The organism is Candidatus Poriferisodalis sp. (assembly GCF_965204125.1).
Lineage (GTDB): Bacteria > Actinomycetota > Acidimicrobiia > Acidimicrobiales > Poriferisodalaceae > Poriferisodalis.
This window is the reverse complement of sequence record NZ_OZ241968.1, coordinates 494531-520539: the sequence shown is the minus strand read 5'-3', so window position 1 is coordinate 520539 and position 26009 is coordinate 494531. Positions and strand designations below refer to the sequence as shown.

The following is a 26009-nucleotide window of genomic DNA, read 5'->3' as shown; positions in this document are numbered from 1 at the left end:
TCGTAGGCTGTCTCGTCGCCATCGACTAGGCGCCCAGTGCTCGAAAGGGCCAGCATGGAACAGCTGAAGCTCATCGCCGAGACCCGTCAGGCCACTGGCTCGGGTCCGTCGCGGCGTCTGCGCGCCGAAGACAAGATCCCCGCAGTGATGTACGGCCACGGCAGCGAGCCCGTGTCGATCACGCTGGATCGCTTGCGGTTTCGGGCTGCGCTGAACGCAGCGGGCCCGAATGCGATCATCACGCTCGAGGTCGAGGGCGAGAACCATCTCACCATCGTCAAGGACATGCAGCGCGACACGATTGCCAATCGCGTCACGCATGTCGATTTCCTGCTCATCTCGCTCGACGAGCGCCTGGTGGTGGATGTGCCAATCCGGCTGGTTGGCGAGGCGGCGCAGGCGGGTCGCGAAGGCGCGGTGGTGCAGCAGCAGCTGATGTCGCTGCATGTCGAATCACCCGCCGGGGTGATCCCCCCCGCGTTCGACGTCGACGTGGAGTCGCTGTCGCTGGACAACCCCATCCGTGTCAGCGATCTCACGCTGCCCGAGGGCATGGAGAGCTTGCTCGACGGCGACACGCTGGTCGCGATCGCGCAGCGGACGCGGGCTGCCGTCGCCGCCGAGCAGGTCGACGAAGAAGGCGAGCCGGCCGACGCTGACGCCCTCGACGACGACGACGCCGCCGACGACGAAGACTGAACGACTCAGTGTCCGTGTTCCGCCGGGCGGCCGCGCGGCGGGGAACAGCCGCAGACTGGCTGGTGGTGGGCCTCGGCAATCCCGGCGAGCGCTATGCCGGCAGCCGTCACAACGTCGGGGCAGAGGCCACTGAACGCTGGGCCTCGATGCTCCAGTGCAACTTGGCGGTGCAGCGGCGTGAGCATGCCCGAGTGGCACAGGCAACGGTCGGCGAGCGTCGCATCACGCTCGCGTGCCCGACCACGTTCATGAATGAGAGCGGCCGTAGCGTGGGCGCGCTGGTCAAGCGCCACGGCATCGTCGAGCCGTCGCGACTCGTCATTGTCCACGACGAGCTCGACCTTGAGCCCGGCCAGGTGCGGCTCAAGTCGGGCGGCGGGATTGCCGGTCACAACGGCTTGGCGTCGATCGCCAACCAGCTCGGCACCCAGGATTTCACGCGGCTGCGCATCGGCATCGGCAAGCCGCCGCGGCCCGAAGCTGGCAAGAAATGGGTGCTGCAGCGGCCGAGGGGTCACGAGGAACCGTTGATCGACACAGCCGTGGTCCTCGCAGTCGCGGGACTCGAGGTGCTGGTACGCGATGGCATCGAGGCGGCCATGACCGTCACGAATGCTCGCCGGCGGGGACGGGATCCCCAAGCCCAGTGAGCCCGGCAAGCCCAGTGAGCGCTGCAAGCCCAGTGAGCGCCGCACCGCTGCGGCTGCTGACCGAGCGCCTCGGCCGTGACCAAGGCTTTGTGTCGATGCTGGGCCGTTCGTCGGGCTCGATTGCCGTTGCCGAGGGAGCCCGCCCGTTCGTCGCCGCCGGCTTGGCGACACTGGGCTCACGCACACCGATCCTTGTCGTCACGGCCACCGCCAACGAGGCTGAGCGCACTGCCGCCGACCTCCGCACCTGGCTGGGGGAGGGACAGGTAGCGCTGTTCGCGGCGTGGGAGACGCTGCCGTTCGAGCGCGTGAGCCCCGCAACCGAGACGATGGGTGGCCGGCTGGCAGTGCTGGAGGCGCTGAAGCCCCACGGCGGAACTGGCGAGCTGGCGACTGCAGTCGGGGTGCCCGAGGTGATCGTGGCGCCGATTCGGGCGCTGTTGCAGCAGCTGAGCCCGAACGCTGTCAGCGACGAGGCAGCATCGCTGCGCGTGGCACGAGGCGACCGATGCGACCTTGGCGAGCTGGTATCGCAGCTGGTGGCGTGGGGCTACCGGCGGGAGCATCAGGTGGAGCATCGCGGCGAGGTTGCAGTGCGCGGCGGGATCGTGGATGTCTTCTGCCCGACGGCCGACGCGCCGGTGCGCATCGACCTGTGGGGCGACGAGGTGGACCGCCTCACGCAGTTCTCGGTTGCCGATCAGCGTTCGGTGGCGGAGCTTGCGCAGACGCAGCTCTACCCGGCACGGGAGATGCGGCCCGACGCTGCCATGCGAGAACGAGCCGCAGCCCTGGCCGTCAGCGAGCCGTGGTGCGCAGAGCACATGGAACGTCTCGGCAGGGGCGAGCTCTTCGACGGGATGGAGTCGTGGCTGCCGTGGCTCGCTGCAGAGGAGTTCGTGCTGCCGGACCTGCTCGGGCCCGACTCGCTGGTGCTGCTCTGCGAGCCCAGGCGGCTCGCTGATCGTGCCGCCGACATCAAGGCGGAAACCGATGACCTCACCCAGTCGCTGGCCGTCACGTGGGGGCTGCGGAGACCTGACAGCGCCGATGAGGGCTCTGACATTGCCCCCGACGATGCCCCGGCTCCGTTCCCGCCGCTGCATGTCGCCTTCGACCGGTTGCTGGCACGCTGTCCGGCGGCGGTGTGGTCGGTGGACTCCACGGCTGCTCCGACGGCAGACGGCCATCCTGGGCCGCAGGTCGCCACCGAGCCATGGCTGCCCGCTGCGGGTGATCCCGAGCGCCTCGTGGCCCAGCTGCGCCGCCTGGTGCTGGGCGCGGAGCGTCCAGGTGTGTCAGCTGCCGAGCGGCCCGTCTCGGTCGTGGCCGCCGAAGGAGACGGCTCCGCTGCTCGGCTAGCGGACACGCTGAGCGCGCACGAAGTACCGCTGCTCCTGCACACCGAGTCCAGCAGCTTCGACCCGACGCCCGGCGGCCACGTCGTGGTGGCGCCCCTGGAAGGGGGCTTCATCGCGCCTGCAGCCGGAGTGGCGGTGCTGCCGGAGGCGGAGTTCACCGGACGCCGCCGGGTCCACCGCGCAGCTCGGCGGCGGACCGGAGTAGCGCCGACGTTCGAAGATCTGAGCGTCGGCGACTTCGTCGTCCACCACCATCACGGCATCGCCCGCTATGCGGGACTCGTGCGGCGAGCCTTCGGCGACGACGAGCGCGACTACCTCGAGTTGGAGTTCCGGGGGACAGACCGCCTCTACCTGCCCACCGAGCAGATCGACTTCATCCGCCCGTACATCGGCGGGGAGACACCCCGGCTCAGCCGCATGGGCGGCAGCGATTTCCAGCGCCAGAAGGCCAAGGTGCGCGCGGCGGTGGCCGAGATCGCCCAGGAGCTGGTGGTGCTGTACCAGCGACGCATCACCACATCGGGCAACGCATTCGATCCGCACGGCTTGGGCATGGCAGAGCTGGCCGACAGCTTCGTCTACACGCCTACGACCGATCAGCGCCGCACGATCGACGACGTGCTGGCCGACATGGCCGAGCCAGTGCCCATGGATCGGCTGGTGTGCGGCGACGTCGGTTTCGGCAAGACGGAGGTGGCGGTACGGGCCGCGTTCTGCGCAGTGAGCGCCGGGAAGCAGGCGGCGGTGCTGGTGCCGACCACTCTGCTGGCCCAGCAGCACCACCAGACGTTCGCCGAGCGTTATGCAGACCATGCCGTCCGGGTAGAGGTGCTCAGCCGCTTTCTCACGCCCGCCGAACAGCGATCAGTGGTCGCCGGGGTCGCCGACGGAACCGTCGATGTGGTGATCGGCACGCACCGGCTGCTGTCGGACGATGTGAAGTTCTCCGACCTGGGTCTGCTGGTAGTCGACGAGGAGCAACGCTTCGGCGTGAGCCACAAGGAGTCCATCAAGCACCTGCGAGCCGAGGTGGATGTGCTGACGCTGACGGCCACGCCCATCCCGCGCACGCTGGAGATGGCACTCACCGGCATCCGAGACCTGTCGCTGCTGCAGACGCCGCCCGCCGAGCGTCAGCCGATCCTCACCCACGTCGGCCCCTACGACGAGCGCGCCGTCAGCGAGGCCATTCGCAGGGAGCTGCTGCGCGAGGGCCAGGTGTTCTTCGTGCACAACCGGGTCGCCGACATCGACGTGGTGGCGGCGGGTTTGGCCCAACTCGTGCCCGAGGCGCGTATCGCCGTGGCGCACGGCCAGATGGACGAGGGCACGCTGGAGCAGATCGTCATCGACTTCTGGGCCGGTGCATACGACGTGCTGGTCTGCACGACGATCATCGAATCGGGCATCGACATGCCGAGCGTCAACACACTGGTCGTGGATCGAGCCGACCTGCTCGGGCTCGGGCAGCTGCACCAGATCCGCGGGCGTGTGGGCCGGTCGGGCCAGCGTGCGTACGCATACCTGTTCCACCCCGAGGGCCGTTCGCTGTCCGAAGAGGCCTACGAGCGCCTCCGCACGATCGGCGAGTCCACCGAGTTGGGCTCGGGGTACCGGATCGCGATGCGCGACCTCCAGCTGCGCGGCGCAGGCAACCTGCTCAGCGGCGTGCAGTCGGGGCACATCGCGGCCGTTGGCTACGACCTCTACTGCGAGCTGGTCAGTGAGGCGGTCGCCTCCTTGAACGGCGAGACACCTGCCCAGTCTGCGGAGATCGTGATCGATTTGCCCCTGGCGGCACACCTGCCTGACGATTATGTGGCTGACGCTACGGGCCGACTCGAGGCGTATCGTCGCCTCGGGGCTGTGACCGAACTGGTCGAGGTGGCTGACATAGAAGCCGAATGGATCGACCGTTACGGACCTGTCCCGGACGCGGCACAGACACTGCTGCACATCGCGCTGCTGCGCACCGAGTGTCACCGGCTCGACATGCGAGCCGTGGCGTTTGCGCCTGGCCACGACGGGGGCAGGGTGCGTTTCGGGCCGCTCGTGCTCACGGCCAGCGAGGAGTTGCGCATGCGGCGCATCTGTGCCGGCACACCGTTCAACGCGGCCCGGTACAAGGCCGACGACCGGGAGGTGCAGCTGTCGGTCCGTGCGCTGAAGCCGACCACGGTCGGGCACCTGTTTGCCTTCTGCCAGCAGCTGCGGCCCCCGACGGCGTCTGAGCAGCAGGGGTGAAGCACCGCCGGCGCGGTGAGCACCTAGCCTGCCCGCAGTGCGTGCCAGGGGGAGTTCCATGTCTCGACGAGCTGCGCTGCTGGCTCCGCTGGCGCTGGTGGCATTGCTGACGTTCGCATGCGCGGACGACGGCAACGTCGTCACGATCCACACAGGGCTCGAACCTGAGCCCGATGCCGAGCTCATTGCCGAGCTCGACACCGACGGCGACGGCGTCGTGTCACGAGAGGCGGCGCAGGCTGCCGCCACCGAAGCCGAGCGGCAAGCACAGGAGGACGCCGAGCGCGCCGAGCGTGACGCAGCGCGCGCAGCTCAGGAAGCCGCATACCGGGCGCTGCTCGCCGACGCTGACGCTGTCGCGGCGAGCTTCCCGGGCGGTCAGATCCTCATCGGTGATGTGCGAGCCAACATCGTCGAGTCACCTGTCACGCTCATGGACGACCCGGAGAACCCGACGCACGAGGAATTCGTGTCGCGGCTCACGTCGATGATTCAGCTGCGCCTCGCCGGCGTCGCGCTGGACGAATTGGGCTTCCCGGTCGACATCAGCCTCACCGACGCAGAGATCAATGCGCAGGTGCAGGCTCACCTTGAGGGCCCCTTCGAGGAGTTCGCTCAGCAGCGCGCCATCGAAGACGACCCCAGCATCGAGCGGCTGGCGACGCCCCACTGTGTGAGTGCGCTGGCTGTGACCTCCGAAGCCGATGCCGTTGCGGCGTCCGACCGCGTGCAGGCCGGTGAGCCCCTTGGCGATGTCGCTTCTGCGGTCAATCTGCCCGGCCTCACCGAGGCCGACGGCACCATCGGCTGCGGCCAGCCCTTCGATCTGTTCGGCGGCGGCGAGCTCGCGCTGGCGCTGCTCGAACTGGAGCCTGGCGAGCTGACCGCGCCGCTGCTGCTGCCGTCTGCAGCAAGCCCGACGGGTGAGCTGTGGGTGGTGCTGCGTGTGGACTCGCTGCGCACCGACGCCACCGATCTCTCGTCGATCGGCCCGTTTGCGGGTCACGTGCTGACGGAGGCCATGTCAGCCCACGAGGTGAGCGTCGCCCCGGCGCTCGGCGCGTGGATCGCCGGCAACCTGCGGGTCTCGTTGCCGGTCCTGCCGTGAGCCGCTTGCGCAGTGGTCGTCGTGGCCACTGAGCGCAGCCCTGTGGATCTGGGGCGCCGGCTCGTCTCGCTTCACGAAGTCATCGCCAGGCTGCGGCGGGATTGCCCGTGGGACCGGGTGCAGACGCACGCCACGCTCGCTCCGTACGCACTCGACGAAGCCTCGGAGCTGGCCGAGGCATTGCAGGCAGCCGACGACGCGCGGTCGGGCGACACGGCCGAGTCGGCCACAGCGATCGAGGATCTCGTCGAAGAGCTGGGCGATGTGCTGCTGCAGGTGATGATGAATGCTGCGATCGGCGAGCAGGCGGGAACGTTCACCTTGGCTGAGGTGCTCGAGACCGTCGAGGCCAAGATGCTGCGCCGCCATCCCCACGTGTTCGAGCGCGATCCGGATGCGCCCGAGCCCAGTGATGACGAGCTGTCGGTGCAATGGGAAGCCATCAAGGCCGCCGAGCGTGAGGCCCGGGCACAGCGCATTGCCGCGCGCAGAGCGCGCACGAACTAGCCGGCGCCGCCCTTCGGTACTCTCGCTATGCGTGACAGCGCGCGCGTCCACGCAGATCGTCCAGGTGACCGGCCGCGAAGTCCTCGATTCTCGTGGCAATCCCACGACCGAGGCCGAGGTGCACACCGCAGGCGGCGCCGTGGGCCGCGCCATCGTGCCCTCAGGTGCCTCGACGGGACAATTCGAGGCCGTCGAGTTGCGAGACGGCGGCCAGCGATACGGCGGCAAGGGAGTCGCCGTGGCCGTGGGGCATGTGAACGGTCAGATCGCTGACGCGCTGGTCGGTCGTGATGCGGTGGATCAGCGATCGGTTGACTACACGCTGATCGAGCTCGACGCCACGATGAACAAGGCCCGCCTGGGCGCGAACGCCGTGCTGGCCGCCTCCCTGGCTACCGCACATGCGGCGGCAGCGGCACTGGGTCTGCCGCTCTACCGCCACGTCGGCGGCGCCAATGCACATGTGCTGCCCACGCCGATGATGAATGTCATCAACGGCGGTGAGCACGCCGACAACAACGTGGATCTCCAGGAGTTCATGATCGTCCCGGTCGGTGCGGCGTCATACTCCGAAGCGCTGCGGTGGGGTACCGAGACGTATCACGTGCTGCGCGGCGTTCTGCGTTCGCGTGGGCTGTCGACTGCCGTCGGCGACGAAGGCGGGTTCGCTCCCGACCTGGAATCCAACGAGGCGGCGCTCGCGTTGCTGATCGAAGCGATCAGCGAAGCCGGCTTCGAGCCCGGTGTCGACATGGCACTCGCTCTCGACGTGGCCTCCACCGAGTTCTACGCCGACGGCATGTACACCCTGGCAGGCGAAGGCCGTCAGCTCGACGCTGCCGGATTCGCGGGATACCTGGCCGACCTGTGCGAGCGCTACCCGATCCGCTCCGTCGAAGACGGCATGGCCGAGGATGACTGGGACGGCTGGTCGACGCTCGGCGACCTGGTCGGCGAGCAGGTCCAGCTCGTCGGCGATGACCTCTTCGTCACCAATATCGAGCGGCTGGGGCGCGGCATTGCTGCCGGCGTCGCCAACAGCGTGCTGGTGAAGGTGAACCAGATCGGCACGCTCACCGAGACGCTCGACGCCGTCGAGTTGGCAGGACGTTCCGGCTACACCGCGGTCATGTCGCACCGCTCAGGCGAGACCGAGGACACCACCATCGCCGACCTTGCTGTTGCCACCAACTGCGGGCAGATCAAGACCGGTGCGCCGGCGCGCTCCGATCGTGTCGCCAAGTACAACCGGCTGCTGCGCATCGAGGAAGAGCTCGGCGAAGATGCTGCGTACCGGGGCGGCAGCTCACTTGCCCGCGACCCATAAGCCCCGTTGCCCACAGGCACAGCGCCCATGAACTCCTCGAATCCATGAGCACCGAGCCGGCAGACATGCCGACGCAGACCCGCCGCCGGCAGGGTCGGCCCCGACCCCTGGCGGTGCTCGTCGGCTTGGTGATCGTGGTGAGCGCAATCGGCCTGCTGGCCGTGCTGCTGTTTCCCTGGCAGTCGCTGACGTCTCAGCGGCGCAGCATCGACCACGCCGCTGACACGCTCGAAAGGCTGCAAGCGGAGACCTCCCACCTGGCTGTTCAGGTGGCCGAGGCCAAGGATCCCGTGGTGGTGGAACGCATAGCGCGTGAGCAGCTCTCACTGGTACGCGAGGGCGACACCCTGTATCGCCTCAATGTTGATCCTGCCGACGTGATCACGCTGCCCCCGGCGTGGCCTCTGCCCGGTGTGGCCCACCTGCTCGGCGACGGCGAGGGTTGACGGCCGCTAGTCGGTCATGATCTGCAGGGCCCGCCCGATAATCGCATCACGGTGAGTGTCGGGCTCCACGCCGCTCTGTTCCAGCGAGAGGCGAATGGTGCCCACAGCGGCTGCCGCACGGATCCGATCCTCGACCTCAGGAGAAGAGCCGGTAAGCCACGCAAAGAGGTCTCTGGCTTGGGCCCGCAACCGCTGGCCCACCGCGCTCTGCTGGACATCGACGTCGTCGGCGACGAGGCGGAACGCCACAATGTCGCGGGCGAGCAGGTCGAAGTAGCGATCGAGCACCTCCCGCAGGGCTTCCGGCGTCGGCTCCAAATCGGCCATCCTTGCGATGATGGTCTCGCCGTCGCGCTCCATCGGCGCCAAGACCCCGGCGAGCACGTCTTCCTTTCCGGTGAAGTGGTAGTAGAGCGCTGCCGGCGTGAGGCCGAGTCCTGAGGTGAGCTGCCGGATCGACGTGCCGCGGTAACCCTGCCGGGCGAACAGGTCACGTGCCCGCCGCAGAATCGAGTCATGCGTGTCCGGCGGCACCGGTTCGCTTGCGCGTTCGGGCGTGCTGTCAGTACTCGCTATGGCCCCTTCACCGGCCACATCGTCAAACTACTGCTGCGCTTGCAGGCCGCTTGTCCTCGTGTCTGCGCGTAGCTGCCGCATGGTGCATGATGGTGCGCGCTCGGCCCTCGCGGCCGCGTGCAACGCCGCCCGGCCTCACGGCCGCGGAACAATATGCTCGGCCCCGAGGCCGACGAGACGGGAGAGGTCATAGTGGAGATCAGCGTCACGGTGAACGGCGAGACTCGTACTGGCGATGTCGAGCCGCGCACGCTGCTCGTGTACTGGCTGCGGGACGATCTGCGGCTGACAGGCACGAACATCGGCTGCGATACGTCCTCGTGCGGCGCCTGCACAGTGCATGTGAACGGCGAATCGGTGAAGTCGTGCACGATGCTGGCGGTGCAGGCTGACGGCGAGGACATCCTGACCATCGAGGGCTTGGCGCCGTCGGAAGACGAGCTGCACCCGATGCAGGAGGCCTTCCGCCAGAACCACGGCCTGCAGTGCGGCTACTGCACTCCCGGCATGGTCATGGCGGCGGTGTCGCTGCTCGAGGAGAACCCCGACCCGTCCGAGCGAGACGTCCGCTTGGGACTGGAGGGGAACCTGTGCCGCTGCACGGGGTATCACAACATCGTCAAGTCGGTGCTGGCCTGCGCGGCCGGCGAGACAGCGGCCTGAGGGGAGCGCAGCAATGATTCCTGCAGCATTCGACTACGTACGGGCCGGCTCCGCGGAGGAGGCCATCGCACTGCTCGGCGAGCATGGTGACGAGGCCAAGCTGCTGGCCGGCGGCCATTCGCTGCTGCCGATGATGAAGCTGCGCTTGGCGGTGCCCAGCGTGCTCGTGGACATCGGCCGCGTCAGCGATCTCAGCTACATCACTGACGGCGGTGATCACATCGCTGTCGGTGCGCTCACCCGCCACCGTGCGCTCGAGACCAGCGACCTGCTGGCTGCCGAGTGCCCCCTGCTGGGCCATGTGGCCGGCGAGGTGGGCGACCCGCAGGTGCGCCACCGCGGCACCATCGGCGGCTCGCTGGCCCACTCCGACCCGGCGTCTGACTTGCCGGCAGCCGTGCTGGCACTTGGCGGCACACTCGTTGCACAGGGCCCGAACGGGAGCCGCGAGATAGCTGCCGGCGATTTCTTCACCGGCTACTTCGAATCGGCGCTGGCCGACGACGAGATGCTGACCGAGATCCGGGTCCCGAAGGCCCCCGGCGCGGGCTGGAACTACCAGAAGTTCAACCGGCGGGCCCAGGACTGGGCGATCGTCGGTGCCGCCGCGGTGACCGTCAACGGCGGCACGAACGTGGCGCTCGTGAACATGGGCTCAGTGCCGCTGCGTGCCAGCGCGGTGGAGAACGCGCTCGCAGGCGGGGCCTCGGCGGCTGACGCTGCCGAGCAGGCTGCCGAGGGCACAGACGCCCCCACGGATCTGAACGCCACGCCCGACTACCGCAACCACCTCGCCCGGGTGCTCACCCGCCGGGCACTCGAAGCGGCCGGCGTTTCCTAGATCGGCGCTCAGGCGGGAACCCGTCGGGCAGCCGCCCGAACGCGGCTCGGCAAAGCGCTGTCAGTCCAGCAGACCGGTGGCTTGGCCACCGTCGATGAGCAGACCAGTGCCGGTGATGAACTTGGCCTGCTCGCTGCAGAGGAATGCCACTGCAGCGCCGAAGTCGTCCGACTCGCCGCAGATGCCCATCGGGTTGCTCTGGCCTGCCTGCTCGCGGTCCATCATCTTGGCGACCCGGTCGGTCCAGTGGGTGCCGGGCTGGGCGGAGTTGACGGTCACGCCATCGCCTGCGACCTCGCGGGCGGTGATTTTGAGGAAGCTGGTGAGACCGGCCCGTGCAACGGAGCTGGCAAGCAGGAACGGGATCGGCTGCTTGACGCCGACGCTGGTGATGGCGCACACCCGGCCCCAGCCGCGCTCGCGCATCGGCGGGACGGCCACCCGGCACATCTCGATCATGGCCTTGCAGTTCATGTCGAAGGCCATCTGGTAGGCGTCGATCTCGGTGCTCTCGAACATGCCCGGAGGCGGGCCGCCTGCGTTGGTGACAAGAATGTCGACCGAGCCGAGACCTTCGATGGCCTGCTCGACGAAGCTGCGACCTTCATCGGGGTTGCCCAGATCGGCAGTGATCGAGAGCACCTCGCCGTCGATCTGCGCGGCGGCTGCCGCCAACCGTTCGGGGTCCCGGCCGCAGATGGCCACTCGCACGCCCTCGGCTGCGAGTGCCTTGGCCGATCCGAGCCCCAACCCTGCTGAGCCGGCAGCAACTGCTGCAGTGCGTCCTGAGATACCCAGGTCCATCGCTTCTTCCCCTGTCTCAACCGGCTTCCGCAAGAGCCGGTGTGTGGTCGCCCGGAACCGTAGCCAACGGCCGACTGGCGTTGCATAGCCGCTTGCCGCGTGTGCGGCCCGGGCTGTGCAGGGGCTGGCGCACCCGTGCTTCAAACAGATGAAGCGCTTCGTGCGCAGGTTGGGGGTGGGAGGGGCGCTTCATAACTGCGCGCGGGCACACCAGCCCCTGCACAGCCCTCGTGGGTCGTAGCATCGAAGCGTGAGCGCTGCTGCTGCGCCGCCGACGCACGACGAGCTTGTGGCGAAGATGACCGGTGGCATGACGCGCCCCGATCTGCCCCGGTTCGAGGGCTCGGACCGCCTGCGGCCCGACGGCCGGCCGCGGCCGGAGTTTCGGGCTGAGCTGCGGCGCATTCCCGACGTCATCAACGCGATCGAGGTCATCGCCACGCTGGCGGCGCCGGTGGCGGTGATCGCCGCAGTGATTGCCATCGGGCACTGGCTTGCTGTGGTCGCGGCAGTGCCCATCATCGGCACGCTGCAGCTGCGGATGTTCGTGCTCCACCATGAGGCGGCGCACCGGCTGCTGTTCTCGAATCGCTGGCTGAACGACCGCATCGGGATCAACCTCGTGGGCTGGTTCCCGTTCGGCACCGGCGCACACCACTACCGCCGCGGCCACGCCAACCACCACCGCGACGAATTCGGCCCCCGCGAGCCCGACTTCCTGCTGTATTCGTTCTACCCGATCGCCTGGCGGTCGCTCCGTCGGAAGTTCGTGCGGGATGCGGTGGGCGTGTCGGCATGGCGCATCGTCAAGCCCCGGTTCACCGGCTTGGCCAAGCTCAAGTTCCTGCCGCTCAGCCTGCGTTTCTTCGCCGGTCAGGCGATGGTGTTCGCAGCGTTCTGGCTCGCAGGGCACCCATGGCTGTACCTGTTCTTGTGGGCGGTGCCTTTCTTCACCTGGTATCAGATCATCAACCGGCTGCGGGCCATTGCTGAGCACGGCGGTATGACCCGCACCCCCGACCGTCGAAACACGACGCATCACATCCGCCAGAGCCGGCTGGCCCGGGTGCTGTTCGTGCCATACCACGTCGGCTACCACCTGGCGCACCATGTCGATTCGGGCGTGCCGGCCCGCAACCTGCGCCGGCTGAACACTGCTCTGATCGAAGACGGCTACCTGCCTGCCGACGCCTCGTGGCCGACCTACCGCTCGCTCTGGCGGGCGCTCGCCGCAGGGTCACCAGAGCCTGCGTTGCAGCAGTCCTGAAGCACCGGCGGAGACAGGCCGACGGGCCAGGGCCGCCGTCGAATACGTTTCGGGTCCATGTCGCGACTGAAATCCACTCAGCTCGGTTCGAACTGCGGTCTCCAGGTGTCGGAGCTCTGCTTGGGGACCATGAACTTCGGTGTGCCCGGGCGGGGCCACCAGGGCGACTGGACCTTGGGTGTCGAGCAGGCTCGCCCCATCTTCGAGGCCGCCATCGAGCGCGGCCTGTACTACTTCGACTGCGCCGACATCTACGGGGTGGGGGCGTCCGAAGAGGTGGTGGGCCAGATCCTGCGCGAGCTGCTGCCGCGTGAGCAGTACGTGCTGACGACAAAAGTCTCGATTCCCATGGGGCGCAATCCCAACGAGGGCGGCCTGAGTCGCAAGCACATCATGGAGGGGGTCGACAACTCGCTGCGCCGCCTCGGTGTCGACTACGTGGACCAGCTGATCATCCACCGCCACCCGCACGGCATCCCCGGCAGTTCGGAAACGCCCATCGTCGAGTCGCTGGAAGCGCTGCACGATGTGGTCAAGGCGGGCAAGGCGCTGTACCTCGGCGGCTCGTCGATGTTCGCCTGGCAATTTGCTGAGCTGCAGCTCACTGCCGAGATGCGCGGCTGGACCAAGTTCGTGTCGATGCAGAATCACTACAACCTCATCTACCGCGAGGAAGAGCGGGAGATGAATCCGTACTGCACACGCACCGGGGTGGCGCTCACACCGTGGTCGCCATTGGCGCGGGGCATTCTCACCGGGTCCTACCAGGGCAGTCTCGACGCCGGCACCACTGATCGCTCCAAGGGCCAGGACCGTGCCCGCACGGAAAGCCTCTACCTGGGCGAGCGCGACTTCGACATCGCTGCGCGGGTGTCCGAGGTGGCCGAGCGACTCGATGTGCGCCCCGCCCAGATCGCGCTGGCGTGGCTCACCAACAAGCCCGAGATCACAGCGCCAGTGGTCGGCGTGTCCAAGATCAGCCAGCTCGACCAGCTCGTCGAGGCCACCACCATCGAGCTCAGCGCCGACGACACGGCCTACCTGGAAGAGCTCTACCAGCCCGTCGACAACCTGCTCTCGCTCGGCACCAGCTGAGACCGAAAGCGCTCCGACGTCGCTCCGCGGCGGCCGCAAGGCAGAGCCAGACGCACCACTAGCGTGCGATTCGCATGCCGGTGCTGCTGGGCGCTGCTGCGTCGGTCCTGATCGGCGTATCCGACTACTTCGGTCGCTACTGCAGCCGGCGCGCGCGGGCCATGACCGCAGTCGGCACAGCATTCATGGGCGGCCTGGTCGTGACCGTGGTGCTGCTGTTGCTGGTGCCGAGCTCACCCGGCGGCGCGGCCCTCGCGCTCGGGGCTGCTTCGGGAGTTCTGATGGCGTTCGCGCTCTCGGCGATGTGGCACAGCATGGCCGTGTCGTCGGCCGCGATCGCCTCGCCGGTGGTCGCCGCCTCCACTGCGCTGGGGCCGCTGGCGTACGGGCTCGCGGCCGGCGAGCGGCCCTCGCCGGTGGTGGCCGCAGGCATCGCCGTGACCATCGCCGGGCTGCTGGCCGCGGTCATCGTGCCGGACTTGCGCGGAGACATCGGGCGCGGCATCGCCTTCGCACTGCTGGCGGGAGTTTCCTTCGCAACAGCCACGGTGCTGTTGGGCGAGACCAGTCTCGACAGCGGCATGTGGCCGGCGGTCACCCAGCGGACGGCGGCGCTGGCGTGCATGCTGGCGGTGACCAGGGTCCGGCGGATACCCCAGATTCTGCCTCCATCGCTGCGTCTCGCCGGTTTCGCGGGGGGAGTCGCCGGCGGGGCCGGCATGGGCGCATTCATCGCTGGGCTGCAACGGGGCCCGCTCAGCGAGGTGGCCGTGGCAGCTTCGCTCTATCCGGTGGTGACGATTGCCTTGGCGGTGCTCTTCGATGACGACACGCTGCGCTGGTGGCAGGGCATCGGCATCGCTGCAGCGCTGGCCGGCACGTCGATGATCGCTGTGGGCTGAGCACGGCAGGCGGTCGAGTCCTGCACGTGCCCGCATCTGCGAATTGAACGATCCTCATGACTCTTGCCGAATTCGTGAGAGATACTGGGCAATTGGGGAACTGCCGGACGGCCAGGGGGATTCGGAACACCGCGATGGCGTACTTCGATCTGGGCTCGTATCGCTGGCCGGTCACGACGTCTGACGCCGAAGCCCAGCTCTGGTTCGACCGCGGCATGGCGTGGTGCTACGGCTTCCATCATGAAGAGGCGATCGCCTGCTTCGAGCGTGCGCTGCTGCACGACGTCAGCTTCGCCATGGCGCACTGGGGCATCGCGTACGCCATCGGCCCGAACTACAACAAGCCGTGGGAAGACTTCGATGAGGACGATCTGCGCACCTCGCTGCAACGGGCCCGAACCGAGGCAGCGGCAGCTGCGTCTGCTGCAGCAGGCACCGGTGATATCGAACGTGCGTTGATCGGTGCGCTGGCGTACCGCTACCCGTCTCACCCCGAAGTACCCGACGAAGACGACTTCCGACGTTGGAACGACGCCTACGCGGACGCAATGCGCGAGGTCTACCGGTCCGCCAGCGACCACCTCGATGTCTGCTCCCTGTTCGCCGAGGCGATCATGAACCGCACCCCCTGGGAACTGTGGGACTTGGTCACCGGCGAACCGGCGGAGGGCGCGGGCACGCTCGAAGCGGTCGATGTGCTGGAGATTGCCTTCGAGACGCTCGACGCCGAGGGCGCCAACAGCCATCTGGGCTTGCTGCACATGTACATCCATCTCATGGAGATGTCGCCGCACCCGGAGCGGGCGTTGGCAGCCGGCGACCGGCTGGTCGACCTGGCGCCCGACGCAGGGCACCTGGTGCACATGCCGACCCATATCGACGTGCTGTGCGGCCACTACCACAACGTCGTCACCCGCAACTCGGCCGCCATCGCGGCCGATCGGAAGTACCTGGACCTCAAGGGTCCGATGAACTTCTATTCCGCCTACCGCTGCCACGACTATCACTTCAAGGTGTACGGCGCGATGCTGGCCGGCCAGTACGCCCCTGCCCTCGCGGCGGCCGAAGAGATGAACCGCACGCTGCCCGAGGAACTGCTGCGAACCGGCTCGCCGCCCATGGCCGACTGGCTGGAAGGGTTCGTGGCGGTCAAGCAGCACGTGTTCGTGCGCTTCGGCAAGTGGCACGAGATCCTCGACCAGCACCTGCCCTTCGACCAGCAGTTCTATTGCGTCACCACGGCCATGATGCTGTACGCACGCATCGTGGCCTACGCCTCGCTGAGCCAGGTCGACGAAGCGTTGGCCGAACGCGAGGCATTCCTGGCCGCCAAGGCTCAGGTGCTGCCGAGCCGCACGCTGTTCAACAACACCGGCCTGGACATCCTGACCGTGGCCGAGGCCATGCTGAACGGCGAGGTGGAGTACCGCTGCGGCAACTTCGATGCCGCGTTCGACCATCTCCGCCACGCGGTGGAGCTCGACGACAACCTGCCTTATGACGAGCCCTGGGGCTGGATGCAGCCGACACGCCATGCACTGGCCGCGTTGCTGTCGGAACAGGGCCAGTTCGACGAGGCCGAGGCGCTGTACCGGGCCGACTTGGGCCTGGACGACCAGCTGCGCCGACCCTGCCAGCATCCCGACAACGTCTGGAGCCTGCACGGGCTGCACGAGTGCCTCGTGCGGCGAGGGGAAACAGTGGAGGAACCGCTGATCCGCCAGCGCCTCGATCTCGCCATCGCGCGGGCAGACGTGCCCATCACTGCGTCCTGCTTCTGCCGGTTGGATACCACTGCGTCCGGATGAACGCCAAGCCGTAACCTTGGCCGCTGTGTTCACAGCGCCCAGTACCACTGCTGATGTCTCGGCGGCGCTGACCGAGCACGGCTACCTGCCCGACGAGGGGCTGTCGACGGTGGTGTACCTCTCGGTCACGATGGGTCGGCCGTTGTTCCTCGAGGGGGATGCGGGCGTGGGCAAGACCGAGCTGGCCAAGGTGCTGGCGGCCTGGATCGGCGGGGAGTTCATCCGCCTGCAGTGCTACGAGGGCATCGACGCTGCTCAGGCGCTCTACGAATGGGACTACACCCGCCAGCTCCTTCACCTGCGCACGGCTGAGGCTGCGGGACGCGCTGCGGCCGACGCGGAGGCCATCGAGGACGAGCTGTACTCGGAACGCTTCCTGATCCGCCGGCCGCTGCTGCGGGCCATCGACCACGACGACGCCACGCCCGCAGTGCTGCTGATCGACGAGGTCGACCGCGCGGACGACGAGTTCGAGGCATTCCTGCTCGAGGTGCTGTCCGACTTCACGGTCACGGTGCCCGAGCTGGGCACGATCACGGCGGCCCGGCCGCCGCTCGTGGTGGTCACCTCCAACCGGACCCGCGACGTGCACGATGCGCTCAAGCGCCGCTGCCTGTACCACTGGGTCTCGCACCCGTCGGTCGACCGTGAGGTCGAGATCGTCAAGCTCAAGCTGCCCGATGTGGACGGCGCGCTCGCACGGCAAGTGGCCTTTGCCGTGTCGGTGATGCGCGAGATGCGGCTGTACAAGCCTCCCGGCGTGGCCGAGACCATCGACTGGGCCACGGCGCTGGGGCGTCTCGGAGCGGCCGAACTCGACACTCCCATGCTTGAAGCCACGCTGGGAACGGTGCTGAAGTATCGCGAGGATCAGCAACGCGTCACGTCGGTCGGGATGGAGATGATCATGGCCGCCGTCGCTGAGGCCTAGGAGTCGAGCGGGCCGTGGGCGCCAGCGGCACGGATCTTGGTGCTCCCACGCCGGCGCCCGACAAGCACGTCAACGAACCCGAGCGCCTGGCCTCAGCCTTCTCGTCGATCCTGCGTGGCGCGGGGTTGGTGGTCACGATCCGGCGTGTCATGGCATTCACCGAAGCGCTGCGGCTGCTGGGGGTTGGGGGCCGCGAGGACGTGTACTGGGCAGGCCGAGCAACGCTGGTGGGCAGTCCCGCCGACATCGGTGTCTACGACCGGGCCTTCGCGGTGTTCTGGGAAGGCCGTGCGCCCAGCGGGATCGTCGTGGAGCTGCCGCCGATCTCGGTGACCCTCGCCACCGACACCGACGACGACAGCGGCGCGCCGCCGTCGGGCGACGGGGACGAGTCCGATGCCGGCCCGACGCTGCGTGTCCGCTACAGCGACGTCGAGACACTGCGTCACAAGGATTTCGCCGACTGCAGCGATGGCGAGCTGTCTGAACTGCACGCGCTGATGGGCGAGCTGCGTTTCCAGGCGGTCACCCGGCGTTCGCGGCGCGCCGTGCGGGCCAAGCGCATCTCTCGGCGCCCGGACTTGCGCCGCACCATCCGCCGTGCCTTGCGCACGGGCGGCGAGGCCATCCGGCGCGAGTTCCTGGTGGGCGACCGCAAACCGCGCCGCTTGGTGCTCCTGCTCGACGTGTCGGGTTCCATGGAGCCCTACGCCCGGGCGCTGGTGAGGTTCGCCCACGCCGCGGTGGTCGGCCGCACCCGGGTAGAGGCGTTCACGATCGGCACCCGGCTCACCCGGGTCACCCGTGAGCTGTCCTCCCGCGATCCCGATGCCGGCTTGAAGTCAGCCGCCGAGGTGGTGCAGGACTGGTCGGGCGGCACCCGGCTGGGCGCCACGCTGCACGAGTTCAACGATCGCTGGGGAGTTCGGGGCCATGCGCGCGGGGCCATCGTGGTGATCTGTTCGGACGGCTGGGACCGCGGGGCGCCTGACGAGCTGGCCGAGCAGATGGCCCGCTTGCACCTGGTGACCCACCGGCTTGTCTGGGTCAATCCGCTGAAGCACACTCCTGGCTACGCGCCGCTGGCCCGGGGCATGGCCGCAGCGTTGCCGCACGTCGACGAGTTCATCGAGGGCCATTCCTTCGATTCGCTCGAACACCTGGCTGCAGCCATCGCGGCTTGAGACTGGCCGAACCGCACGATCACCCGACGCACGACCCTCCGATGCCGCAACAATGTCAAGAGGGAGACTGGGCACATGGACGAGATCTTGGATGACATCGACCGGTGGCGGGCTGTAGGCCAGCGAGTGGCTGTGGCGCGGGTGGTGGACATCGAAGGCTCGGGGCCACGCGACCCAGGTGCTGCGATGGCCGTGAACCAAGAGGGCGAAGTCGCCGGCTCGGTCTCGGGCGGCTGCGTCGAGGGCGCTGTGGTCGGCGAGGCACTCGAACTGCTGGGCGGACGGAGGGGTCCAGGGATCACCACCTTCGGCTACAGCGACGACGAGGCATTCGCCGTCGGGCTGACCTGCGGCGGCACGATCCACCTATTCGTGGAGGAACTCGACTGGTGAGCGAGGCCGCGGGCATCTACGAGGCATTCCGGGATGCCATCCGCGCCGAGGAGCCCGTCGCGCTCGCCACGATCATCGACGGCCCAGACGCCGGCGCGAAACTGCTCGTGCAGCCTGGCGAGGCAGCCCTCGGCACCCTCGGCGACCCCGATCTCGACCGGGTGGTGGTGCGCGACGCCTTGGGGATGCTGGACGCGGGCATCAGCGAGGTGCGCCACTACGGACAGCACGGAGAAGCTCGTCAGATGGACCTCAGCGTGTTCGTGGAGTGCCACGCCCGGCGCCCGCACATGGTGATCTTCGGCGCTGTCGACTTCACCCGGGCGCTCGCCTCGCAGGCCAAGCTGCTCGGCTACCGGGTCACCGTGTGCGATGCCCGGGAGGTCTTCGCTACGAGGCGCCGTTTCCCGATGGCCGACGATGTGGTGGTGGACTGGCCCAATCGCCTGCTGGATCGCATCGGCGACGAGCTGGGTCCCCGCGACGCCGTCTGCGTGCTCACCCACGACCACAAATTCGACGTGCCCGCCATCGTTGGCGCCCTGCCCACCCGCGTCGGCTACCTCGGAGCGATGGGTTCCCGCACCACCCACGAGAAGCGAACCGAGCGCCTCCGCGAGGCCGGCGTCACCGACGAAGATCTCGAACGGGTGATGGCACCCATCGGCCTTGACATCGGCGGCCGCACGCCCGAGGAAACGGCCGTGTCGATCGTGGCCGAGATCATCGCCTCGCACACCGGCCGTCAAGCTCCCCGTCTCAAGGACGGCGAAGGCCGCATCCACTGAACCCGGCAGCGGTCGCCCGGTAGCGTCAGCGCGATGGACTTCACCCAGAACGAGGACCACGAGGCGATCCGCGAGGGCGTGCGGCGCGTCTGTGCAGATTTCCCCGACGAGTACTGGCGCGAGCGCGACGAGAAGCACGAATTCCCCTGGGACTTCTACAACGCCATGGCCGAGGGCGGCTGGGTCGGCATCGCCATTCCGGAGGAGTACGGCGGCGGCGGCCAAGGCATCACCGAGGCATCGATCGTGCTGGAGGAGGTGGCGGCCAGCGGCGCTGCCATGAACGGCTGCTCGGCCCTCCACCTGTCGATCTTCGGCATGGAGCCAGTGCGCAAGTACGGCTCGGAAACACTGGCCAAGGAGATCCTTCCGGGCGTTGCCGACGGCTCCATTCACGCCGCCTTCGGCGTCACCGAGCCCGACGCCGGTACCGACACCACGTCGATCCGCACCCGAGCCGAGCGTGACGGCGACGAGTACGTGATCACCGGGGCCAAGGTGTGGACCACCAAGGCGCCCTTCTGCGATGTCTGCCTGCTGCTCGTGCGCACCACGCCTAAGGAGCTGTGCGACGGCCCGACCCAGGGCATGACGCTGCTGCTGGTCGACCTGCAGGATCCGGCGGTCGACATCACCCCGATCCCCAAGGTGGGCCGCAACGCCGTGGTCTCGTGCGAGGTCCGCTATGACGGGCTGCGCGTGCCGGTGGACCGTCGCGTCGGCGAGGAGGGCGAGGGTTTCCGCTACATCCTTGACGGACTCAATCCCGAGCGGATCCTGATCTCTGCAGAGGCTCTGGGGATCGGCCGGGTCGCCCTGCGTCGCGCCGCCGAGTACGCGAAGAGCCGGGTGATCTTCGGCCGCCCGATCGGCCAGAATCAGGGCATCGCCTTCCCCCTGGCCGACAGCCACGCCCGCCTGCACGCGGCCGAATTGGTGGTGCGCGACGCATCGTGGCGCTACGACAACGGCTTGAGCTGCGGCGAGCAGGCCAATCTGGCCAAGTATCTGGCGTCGGAGGCGGCGTTCGAGTGCGCCGACCGGGCCATGCAGACCCACGGCGGCTTCGGCTATGCCAAGGAATACGACGTGGAGCGTTACTGGCGCGAGGCCAGGCTGATGAAGATTGCGCCGGTCAGCCAGGAGATGGTCATGAACTTCGTGTCGTCGAAGGTGCTCGGCCTGCCTCGCTCGTACTAGCCGGACTCATCGGTTGAGGATTGGCGGCCAGTGTCAACGGCGGGAGTGCTGCTGGCAGCGGGCGCTGGGACCCGGTTCGCAGGCCCGCAGCACAAGCTGCTGGCGGTCATGGACGGCCAGAGCGTGGTGAGCCGGGCTCTGGAGTCGCTGCTGGGGGCGTCGCTCGATGCCGTCGCGGTGGTCACCGGCGCAGTGGATGTCTCGGAGGTGCTCGCAGCGGCCGGCGGCGAGATCGCCGCGATCGAAAACGATGGTTGGGAGTCAGGCATTGCGTCGTCGGCCCGGTGCGCTGCGTCGTGGGCCGCCCAGCACGGCCACGACGCGATCGTGGTGGGGCTCGCCGACCAGCCGTTCGTGACATCGGCAGCTTGGCAGATCGTCGCCGCCAGTACGGCCCCCGTCGCGGTCGGCACCTACGGCGGCCGGCGCGGGAACCCGGTCCGGTTGGCGCGCGAGGTCTGGCCGCTGTTGCCGCACGGCGGCGACGAAGGCGCCCGGACGGTGATGCGTCGATTTCCGGAAATCGTGGTGCCGGTAGCCTGCGAAGGGTCACCTGACGACATCGACACCGTGGAGGATCTGCGCCGATGGAGCTGAAGAGTGAATTCCGTGTCGGCATACCTGTCGAGCAGGCGTGGAGCACGCTGACCGATGTCGAGTTCATCGCGCCGTGCATGCCAGGCGCGCAGCTCACCGAGGTCGACGGCGATGAATTCAAGGGCGGTGTGAAGATCAAGGTGGGTCCGATCACGGCGCAATACAAGGGCGCCGCGAAGTTCGTCGAGCTCGACGAGGCCAATCGCCGGATCGTGCTGGAAGCTTCGGGACGGGACTCTCGCGGCGCGGGCAACGCAGCCGCAGAGGTGACCGCCGAGATGACGCCCGACGGCGATGGCACGGTCGTGTCGATCGCCACCGACCTGAAAGTCACCGGCAAGGTGGCGCAATTCGGCCGCGGCGTGATGGCCGACGTCACCGAGAAGCTCATAGGTCAGTTTGTGGATTCGCTCGAACAGAAGCTGTCCGAGATCGGCGACCAAAGTGATGCCGACGCCGCAGCGGACGATGCTCCGGCGGATGACGCTGAGGCGTCAGACGAGACCGGCGAGGCGTCAGACTCGTCAGGTCCGCGCCAGATCGAGATGGCCGAGCCGGAACCGGTCGACCTGCTCGAGACAGCGGGCCGGCCCATGCTCAAGCGCATCTTGGCGCCGCTCGCGGTGGTGGTGTTCTTCCTGTTCAATCGCCGCCGCAGGCGCAAGCGCCGCCAAGGCTGAGGGCTTGCCTACCGGCTCAGCCTCGTAGGGCGTTGCTCGTTCGTTGCGCCCCGGGCGCACCCCTGACGCCCGCTCAAGTCGACGAGGTGGCCGCCCTGCTCGGCCGCCCGCCCCAGTGCGCTTTCGATGTGGCCGTCGCGCACGACGACGGGCGGCCGGCGGTGATCGCCAATGCTCCGCTGCTCGATGACGGGCGCCCGATGCCCACCCGCTACTGGCTGGTCGACGTCGACCTGCGGCGGCGGGTATCCCAGCTCGAGGGCGATGGCGGGGTCCGGGCGGCTGAGGCGGCTGTCGCTCCCGAGGCACTCGCCGCGGCGCATGATCGCTACGCCTCCGAACGAGACGCGCTGGTGCCCGCCGATCACCGCGGACCGCGCCCGACGGGGGGCATCGGGGGGACGGCGCGAGGCGTGAAGTGCCTGCACGCGCACCTGGCCTACCGGCTGGCGGGCGGCGATGACCCCGTCGGTGATTGGGTGCTGGCACGGCTCGGCGACATGGGCGTGTCATCGGCCGTCGAAGGCGCTGCGACCGCATCTGCACCCACTCAATCGGCATCCGTGGCGGGCTCTCATGGCCGTTGAGCCGTCGCCAGCTCCGGTTGCAGTCGTGGACTGCGGCACGAACACCACGCGCCTGCTCATCGACGACGGCACGGGGCTGGGACAGCGGCTGCTGCGCATCACCGGGCTCGGTAGAGGCGTCGATGCCGGAGGTCGGCTCCGCGACGACGCCATCGGCCGTGTCGTCGACGTGCTGGGGGAGTACCGCCAGATCATCGAAGACCGTCAGGCGATCGCGGTGCGGGCTGTCGCGACCAGTGCTGCGCGAGATGCCGCGAACGGTGCGGAGTTCCTGCAGAGGGCGAGCGATGCGCTCGGCACCGACGTCGAGCTGCTGGATGGCGACGCCGAGGCCGCGTATGGATTTGCAGGGGCCACCACCGGCTTGGCCGATGTTGCCGGCCGCGGCGCACCGTCCGATCCCGGCGCGCCCACAGCCCCAGCTCCGGCGGCCGGACCCGCGGCGCTAGTGCTCGACATCGGCGGGGGATCGACGGAGTTCGCCTACGGCACGCCATCGGCTGGCGGCCGACCGGATGCGGCGACCTCCGTCGATATGGGCTCGGTGCGGTGGACGGAGAGGTTCCTGCCATCGGATCCTCCCCGGCCCGAGGAATTGAGCTCGGCGATCTCGGTGGCGCGCCTGCACCTCGACGACATCGACCGTGATCATCCCGTCATCGCGCGGGGTGCCGCGGCGGCACGGCTCGTGGGTGTCGCCGGGACCGTTACGACGGTGGCCGCGGTCGAGATCGGTCTCGATCCCTACGATCCTGAGGTCATCGACGGATTCGTGCTCACTAGGGCTGCGGCCGAGGATGTCTTCCGCACGCTGGCCACCGAGCGGCTGGCCGACCGTGTCCACAATCCGGGACTGCACATCGATCGGGCGCCCGTGATCGTGGGAGGCTGCTGCATCCTGGTCGCGGTCATGCGCCACTGGGACATTGACGAGTGCATCGTCCGTGAGCGCGATCTCCTCGACGGCATAGCGGCCGAGCTCCGCGAGGCGCAGGTCAGCCCGGCGGCCGAGCTCCGCGAGGCGCAGGTCAGCCCGGCGGCCGAGCTCCGCGAGGGAGGCACCGATGCCGCTCGGTGAGCGCCGGCGGCGCGCCAGTACTGTGCGCAGCGTGAGTCGCCTGCGCACCGAGCGGCTCGAGCTTCGCCCGCTCGTGCCGTCAGACTTCGCCCAGTGGAATGAAGTCCGGGCACGGTGCCGCGACTGGCTGGCCAAGTGGGAGCCTCGCCCGCCCGCGAGCGCGCCCGATCCGTCGCGCGACCCGCAGGCGTTCGCCAATCGCTGCCGCGTCCGTGAACGCGAGCGCTCACTGGGCACGGCGTTCGACTTCGGCCTCTGGCACGAAGGCTGGTTCTGCGGCGAGATCAATGTCTCACATGTGGCACGTGGGGCATTCCAGAGCGCCCATGTGGGCTACTGGATCGACGAACGGTTGGCCGGCAAGGGACTGGTCGCCGAAGGGCTGCTGGCTGTGTTCGGGTTTGCCTTCGATCAGGTCGGCTTGCACCGGGTGCAGGTGTCGATCATGCCGCGCAACGCCGCCAGCCTCCGGGTGGTGGAGAAGCTGGGGCTGCGCTCCGAGGGAATCGCTCAGGGATATATCCAGATCGCCGGCGTGTGGGAAGACCACGAGCGCTTCGGCCTGACGCTGGAGGAATGGCAGGCCGGCCGCGATCAGATGGGAGCGCGGCTCCGGGCTGCCCGCAGCGACGGCTTCGCTCAGTCGTCGGGGTCTGACAGCCACTCCTGACCCGGCCCGCAATCGACCGAGATCGGGCACCAACGGCACGGTGGGCCAGGCACGCGCCGCGGCTCACGCCTGTCGGTTCGCAAGCTGATGAGTCGACCGATGCCGTCGATGGTCCGGCGCAGCGCGCTGTTCAGCACCTCGGCAGTCACGGTCTCGTGCTCGATGCGTCCTTCGGCGACGTAGAACGAGCCGACGCCCAGCGGCGGCACGCCTACGGAGAGCGTCTCGACGAGGGCGTAGAACCGCAGGTCTTCCGGGTCGGTCGGCGTGCGTGAGCCGGTCTTGAGGTCGATGATGACCTTGCCGGCGCGTTGGAGGCGATCAGGCCCGCCCAGCGGTGAAGGCGATCCGAGTGTGAGGTCGTACTTGCCGTTGAGCACGAACGCACCGCCGCACAGCCGTGCACGGGCGCGGACCTCGGCGGCAGGTCGCCAGGCACGCTGCATCGGCGGGAACGTTTCGCCGAAGCGTGCGAGCAGCGCGACGCAGTTGGCCGTCAGATCGGCGCGCTCGCCGTCCGATGCTTCGGCCAGGAAGCCGCCGAGGTTGTCGTCGTCGGCGACGAGACGTTCGAGCGCGGCATCGACAGCATCTTCGGGTTCGAAGCGCCGATGGGTCGACAATTCGACCGCCTTGTGCAGCACCGTGCCGCGTGCCGTCGGCACGGACCATTCGAACGGCATGTCTGCATCGGCGACGTATCGGGCTTCGCAGCCGAACACGCCAGCAAGGTCCCGTTTGGCAACCCACAGCCCACGGCTGTCGATGTTGCGAGCGGCATCGACGAGCCTGTTCAGCGCTGATTCTGCGTCGTTGCGCAGCTCGTTGGCGAAGCCGGCCGGGTAGGCGGGACGGTGCTCTGCGGGCGTGCGGATCGCGTCAAGCGTGGCCTGCTGGGCAGGCAGCAATCCTCGGACGGTGTTCGCCATCTGGGTCCATTGTGGTCGTCGCCGCGCTCGCCCTCGACAACACCCCGACTGCAGGACCGGTAACCCTCCGTATTGGTGTCACACCCCCTGGCGATGATGGGCACATGCAAGCAACACCCCGCACCCACCCTCCCGCAGCGCTTCGGCTGGTCGATGCCTCGCAGGCTCGCGGGCGATTGCACCGGGCCGGCAGCTCATCGGCGGCCGCGGCCGGCGTGCTCAGCGATTCGAACGCCGACCCCTCGGGTCGCTTCGTGCTGACGGCGCGAGCCTTGGCTGCGGCCTCGCGCGACATGGGCCTGCACGTGCCCAGTTTCCAGAGCCCGCCGCGATCGGATCAGCTCGATCGCTCCATCCAGCGCAGCGGTAACGGCGAAAGCGTGGTTGCGGTGCGGGTGCGCGGCCGCCCCTTCGCAGCGGTCGTGGCCGACGCCATCGAAGGCATCGTGGTGTGCAACCGGTTGGATGTCTCAGCAGCGGCTGCGGTGCGAGACGAGCTGTGGCGCGAGATCGAAGGCAGCCACGATGCCGCCGCTGCTGCTGCGGGCCGGGGAGGGCCCTGTACGACGACCTCCGAGAGCGGGCATTGCAAGCCGGGCACGGCCCAAGAGCCGTACTCCTTGGATGAAGCCGCCTAGAAACCCAGTGCATCGTGTGCGGGCGGGCGTGCG

The 26009-nt window shown here is 68.4% G+C and carries 27 protein-coding genes; 24 read left to right on the top strand and 3 right to left on the bottom strand.

The window, feature by feature from the left end; all coding sequences use genetic code 11:
• The first annotated feature begins 54 nt into the window (after positions 1-54).
• The 7 genes from ACOGXD_RS02585 to ACOGXD_RS02555 are packed head-to-tail and all read left to right on the top strand — an operon-like array spanning position 55 to position 8345.
• Positions 55-699 (top strand): 50S ribosomal protein L25, encoded by a 645-nt coding sequence (locus ACOGXD_RS02585; protein WP_419916372.1) that lies wholly within the window; start codon positions 55-57, stop codon positions 697-699.
• Between the two features lie 8 nt (positions 700-707).
• The gene (pth, locus tag ACOGXD_RS02580) at positions 708-1349 is read left to right on the top strand and encodes an aminoacyl-tRNA hydrolase (RefSeq protein WP_419916371.1); all 642 of its coding nucleotides are present in this window, start codon (positions 708-710) and stop codon (positions 1347-1349) included.
• Between the two features lie 32 nt (positions 1350-1381).
• A complete protein-coding gene (gene mfd / locus ACOGXD_RS02575; RefSeq protein ID WP_419916370.1) occupies positions 1382-4957 on the top strand; it encodes a transcription-repair coupling factor in 3576 nt (1191 codons plus the stop codon).
• Between the two features lie 58 nt (positions 4958-5015).
• Entirely contained in the window at positions 5016-6065 is a 1050-nt protein-coding gene (locus tag ACOGXD_RS02570; RefSeq protein WP_419916369.1) for a hypothetical protein, read from the top strand.
• A gap of 21 nt (positions 6066-6086) precedes the next feature.
• Positions 6087-6572 (top strand): MazG nucleotide pyrophosphohydrolase domain-containing protein, encoded by a 486-nt coding sequence (locus ACOGXD_RS02565; protein WP_419916368.1) that lies wholly within the window; start codon positions 6087-6089, stop codon positions 6570-6572.
• Positions 6573-6603: 31 nt separating this feature from the next.
• A complete protein-coding gene (gene eno, locus ACOGXD_RS02560) occupies positions 6604-7899 on the top strand; it encodes a phosphopyruvate hydratase (protein ID WP_419916367.1) in 1296 nt (431 codons plus the stop codon).
• Positions 7900-7943: 44 nt separating this feature from the next.
• Positions 7944-8345 carry an FtsB family cell division protein gene (locus tag ACOGXD_RS02555; protein WP_419916366.1) on the top strand — a complete coding sequence of 134 codons (402 nt, stop codon included), beginning with the start codon at positions 7944-7946 and terminating at the stop codon, positions 8343-8345.
• 6 nt (positions 8346-8351) lie between these two features.
• Here the strand turns inward: ACOGXD_RS02555 and ACOGXD_RS02550 are convergent, their stop codons facing one another.
• Positions 8352-8939, bottom strand: coding sequence for a TetR/AcrR family transcriptional regulator (locus tag ACOGXD_RS02550; protein WP_419916365.1), 588 nt, complete (start codon positions 8937-8939; stop codon positions 8352-8354).
• Between the two features lie 135 nt (positions 8940-9074).
• On the opposite strand from ACOGXD_RS02550, the gene ACOGXD_RS02545 reads away from it, so the two are divergent.
• Both ACOGXD_RS02545 and ACOGXD_RS02540 read left to right on the top strand, forming a co-directional pair.
• Positions 9075-9584 (top strand): (2Fe-2S)-binding protein, encoded by a 510-nt coding sequence (locus ACOGXD_RS02545; protein ID WP_419855646.1) that lies wholly within the window; start codon positions 9075-9077, stop codon positions 9582-9584.
• 13 nt (positions 9585-9597) lie between these two features.
• Entirely contained in the window at positions 9598-10425 is an 828-nt protein-coding gene (locus tag ACOGXD_RS02540) for an FAD binding domain-containing protein (RefSeq protein WP_419916364.1), read from the top strand.
• A gap of 60 nt (positions 10426-10485) precedes the next feature.
• On the opposite strand, the gene ACOGXD_RS02535 is transcribed toward ACOGXD_RS02540, so the two are convergent.
• Positions 10486-11229 carry an SDR family oxidoreductase gene (locus ACOGXD_RS02535; RefSeq protein WP_419916363.1) on the bottom strand — a complete coding sequence of 248 codons (744 nt, stop codon included), beginning with the start codon at positions 11227-11229 and terminating at the stop codon, positions 10486-10488.
• 250 nt (positions 11230-11479) lie between these two features.
• On the opposite strand from ACOGXD_RS02535, the gene ACOGXD_RS02530 reads away from it, so the two are divergent.
• From ACOGXD_RS02530 to ACOGXD_RS02465, 14 genes are all read left to right on the top strand, one after another.
• Positions 11480-12496, top strand: a complete 1017-nt coding sequence (locus tag ACOGXD_RS02530; RefSeq protein WP_419916362.1) for a fatty acid desaturase — start codon at positions 11480-11482, stop codon at positions 12494-12496.
• A 57-nt stretch (positions 12497-12553) separates the two neighbouring features.
• Positions 12554-13591 carry an aldo/keto reductase gene (locus ACOGXD_RS02525; RefSeq protein ID WP_419916361.1) on the top strand — a complete coding sequence of 346 codons (1038 nt, stop codon included), beginning with the start codon at positions 12554-12556 and terminating at the stop codon, positions 13589-13591.
• 74 nt (positions 13592-13665) lie between these two features.
• Complete coding sequence (locus ACOGXD_RS02520) at positions 13666-14493, top strand: EamA family transporter (protein ID WP_419916360.1); 828 nt, start codon at positions 13666-13668, stop codon at positions 14491-14493.
• Positions 14494-14627: 134 nt separating this feature from the next.
• A complete protein-coding gene (locus ACOGXD_RS02515) occupies positions 14628-16301 on the top strand; it encodes a hypothetical protein (RefSeq protein WP_419916359.1) in 1674 nt (557 codons plus the stop codon).
• Between the two features lie 25 nt (positions 16302-16326).
• Positions 16327-17232 (top strand): AAA family ATPase, encoded by a 906-nt coding sequence (locus ACOGXD_RS02510; protein ID WP_419916358.1) that lies wholly within the window; start codon positions 16327-16329, stop codon positions 17230-17232.
• Positions 17233-17246: 14 nt separating this feature from the next.
• Positions 17247-18416 carry a vWA domain-containing protein gene (locus ACOGXD_RS02505; protein WP_419916357.1) on the top strand — a complete coding sequence of 390 codons (1170 nt, stop codon included), beginning with the start codon at positions 17247-17249 and terminating at the stop codon, positions 18414-18416.
• A gap of 75 nt (positions 18417-18491) precedes the next feature.
• Entirely contained in the window at positions 18492-18809 is a 318-nt protein-coding gene (locus ACOGXD_RS02500) for an XdhC family protein (protein ID WP_419916356.1), read from the top strand.
• Entirely contained in the window at positions 18806-19597 is a 792-nt protein-coding gene (locus ACOGXD_RS02495) for an XdhC family protein (protein ID WP_419916355.1), read from the top strand. The genes ACOGXD_RS02500 and ACOGXD_RS02495 overlap by 4 nt, the downstream gene beginning before the upstream one ends.
• A gap of 33 nt (positions 19598-19630) precedes the next feature.
• Positions 19631-20797 carry an acyl-CoA dehydrogenase family protein gene (locus ACOGXD_RS02490; RefSeq protein WP_419916354.1) on the top strand — a complete coding sequence of 389 codons (1167 nt, stop codon included), beginning with the start codon at positions 19631-19633 and terminating at the stop codon, positions 20795-20797.
• A 30-nt stretch (positions 20798-20827) separates the two neighbouring features.
• Entirely contained in the window at positions 20828-21394 is a 567-nt protein-coding gene (locus ACOGXD_RS02485) for a nucleotidyltransferase family protein (RefSeq protein WP_419916353.1), read from the top strand.
• Positions 21385-22074, top strand: coding sequence for an SRPBCC family protein (locus ACOGXD_RS02480; protein ID WP_419916352.1), 690 nt, complete (start codon positions 21385-21387; stop codon positions 22072-22074). The genes ACOGXD_RS02485 and ACOGXD_RS02480 overlap by 10 nt, the downstream gene beginning before the upstream one ends.
• Before the next feature lie 86 nt (positions 22075-22160).
• Positions 22161-22661 (top strand): DUF501 domain-containing protein, encoded by a 501-nt coding sequence (locus ACOGXD_RS02475; protein WP_419916351.1) that lies wholly within the window; start codon positions 22161-22163, stop codon positions 22659-22661.
• The gene (locus ACOGXD_RS02470; RefSeq protein WP_419916350.1) at positions 22651-23739 is read left to right on the top strand and encodes an exopolyphosphatase; all 1089 of its coding nucleotides are present in this window, start codon (positions 22651-22653) and stop codon (positions 23737-23739) included. The genes ACOGXD_RS02475 and ACOGXD_RS02470 overlap by 11 nt, the downstream gene beginning before the upstream one ends.
• A 31-nt stretch (positions 23740-23770) precedes the next feature.
• A complete protein-coding gene (locus ACOGXD_RS02465) occupies positions 23771-24409 on the top strand; it encodes a GNAT family N-acetyltransferase (protein ID WP_419916349.1) in 639 nt (212 codons plus the stop codon).
• On the opposite strand, the gene ACOGXD_RS02460 is transcribed toward ACOGXD_RS02465, so the two are convergent.
• Positions 24379-25338 carry a PD-(D/E)XK nuclease family protein gene (locus ACOGXD_RS02460; protein ID WP_419916348.1) on the bottom strand — a complete coding sequence of 320 codons (960 nt, stop codon included), beginning with the start codon at positions 25336-25338 and terminating at the stop codon, positions 24379-24381. The two genes, ACOGXD_RS02465 and ACOGXD_RS02460, sit on opposite strands and share 31 nt — an antisense overlap.
• Positions 25339-25442: 104 nt before the next feature.
• On the opposite strand from ACOGXD_RS02460, the gene ACOGXD_RS02455 reads away from it, so the two are divergent.
• Complete coding sequence (locus ACOGXD_RS02455) at positions 25443-25976, top strand: hypothetical protein (protein WP_419916347.1); 534 nt, start codon at positions 25443-25445, stop codon at positions 25974-25976.
• Positions 25977-26009 lie beyond the last annotated feature (33 nt).

What these genes read in the sequence shown, in the direction of transcription:
- ACOGXD_RS02585 (WP_419916372.1), top strand. Translation starts at nt 55, where the DNA reads ATGGAACAGCTGAAGCTCATCGCCGAGACCCGTCAGGCCACTGGCTCG.
- ACOGXD_RS02570 (WP_419916369.1), top strand. Translation starts at nt 5,016, where the DNA reads ATGTCTCGACGAGCTGCGCTGCTGGCTCCGCTGGCGCTGGTGGCATTG.
- ACOGXD_RS02555 (WP_419916366.1), top strand. Translation starts at nt 7,944, where the DNA reads ATGAGCACCGAGCCGGCAGACATGCCGACGCAGACCCGCCGCCGGCAG.
- ACOGXD_RS02545 (WP_419855646.1), top strand. Translation starts at nt 9,075, where the DNA reads ATGCTCGGCCCCGAGGCCGACGAGACGGGAGAGGTCATAGTGGAGATC.
- ACOGXD_RS02540 (WP_419916364.1), top strand. Translation starts at nt 9,598, where the DNA reads ATGATTCCTGCAGCATTCGACTACGTACGGGCCGGCTCCGCGGAGGAG.
- ACOGXD_RS02535 (WP_419916363.1), bottom strand. Translation starts at nt 11,229, where the DNA reads ATGGACCTGGGTATCTCAGGACGCACTGCAGCAGTTGCTGCCGGCTCA.
- ACOGXD_RS02525 (WP_419916361.1), top strand. Translation starts at nt 12,554, where the DNA reads ATGTCGCGACTGAAATCCACTCAGCTCGGTTCGAACTGCGGTCTCCAG.
- ACOGXD_RS02520 (WP_419916360.1), top strand. Translation starts at nt 13,666, where the DNA reads ATGCCGGTGCTGCTGGGCGCTGCTGCGTCGGTCCTGATCGGCGTATCC.
- ACOGXD_RS02515 (WP_419916359.1), top strand. Translation starts at nt 14,628, where the DNA reads ATGGCGTACTTCGATCTGGGCTCGTATCGCTGGCCGGTCACGACGTCT.
- ACOGXD_RS02500 (WP_419916356.1), top strand. Translation starts at nt 18,492, where the DNA reads ATGGACGAGATCTTGGATGACATCGACCGGTGGCGGGCTGTAGGCCAG.
- ACOGXD_RS02490 (WP_419916354.1), top strand. Translation starts at nt 19,631, where the DNA reads ATGGACTTCACCCAGAACGAGGACCACGAGGCGATCCGCGAGGGCGTG.
- ACOGXD_RS02480 (WP_419916352.1), top strand. Translation starts at nt 21,385, where the DNA reads ATGGAGCTGAAGAGTGAATTCCGTGTCGGCATACCTGTCGAGCAGGCG.
- ACOGXD_RS02470 (WP_419916350.1), top strand. Translation starts at nt 22,651, where the DNA reads ATGGCCGTTGAGCCGTCGCCAGCTCCGGTTGCAGTCGTGGACTGCGGC.
- ACOGXD_RS02460 (WP_419916348.1), bottom strand. Translation starts at nt 25,338, where the DNA reads ATGGCGAACACCGTCCGAGGATTGCTGCCTGCCCAGCAGGCCACGCTT.
- ACOGXD_RS02455 (WP_419916347.1), top strand. Translation starts at nt 25,443, where the DNA reads ATGCAAGCAACACCCCGCACCCACCCTCCCGCAGCGCTTCGGCTGGTC.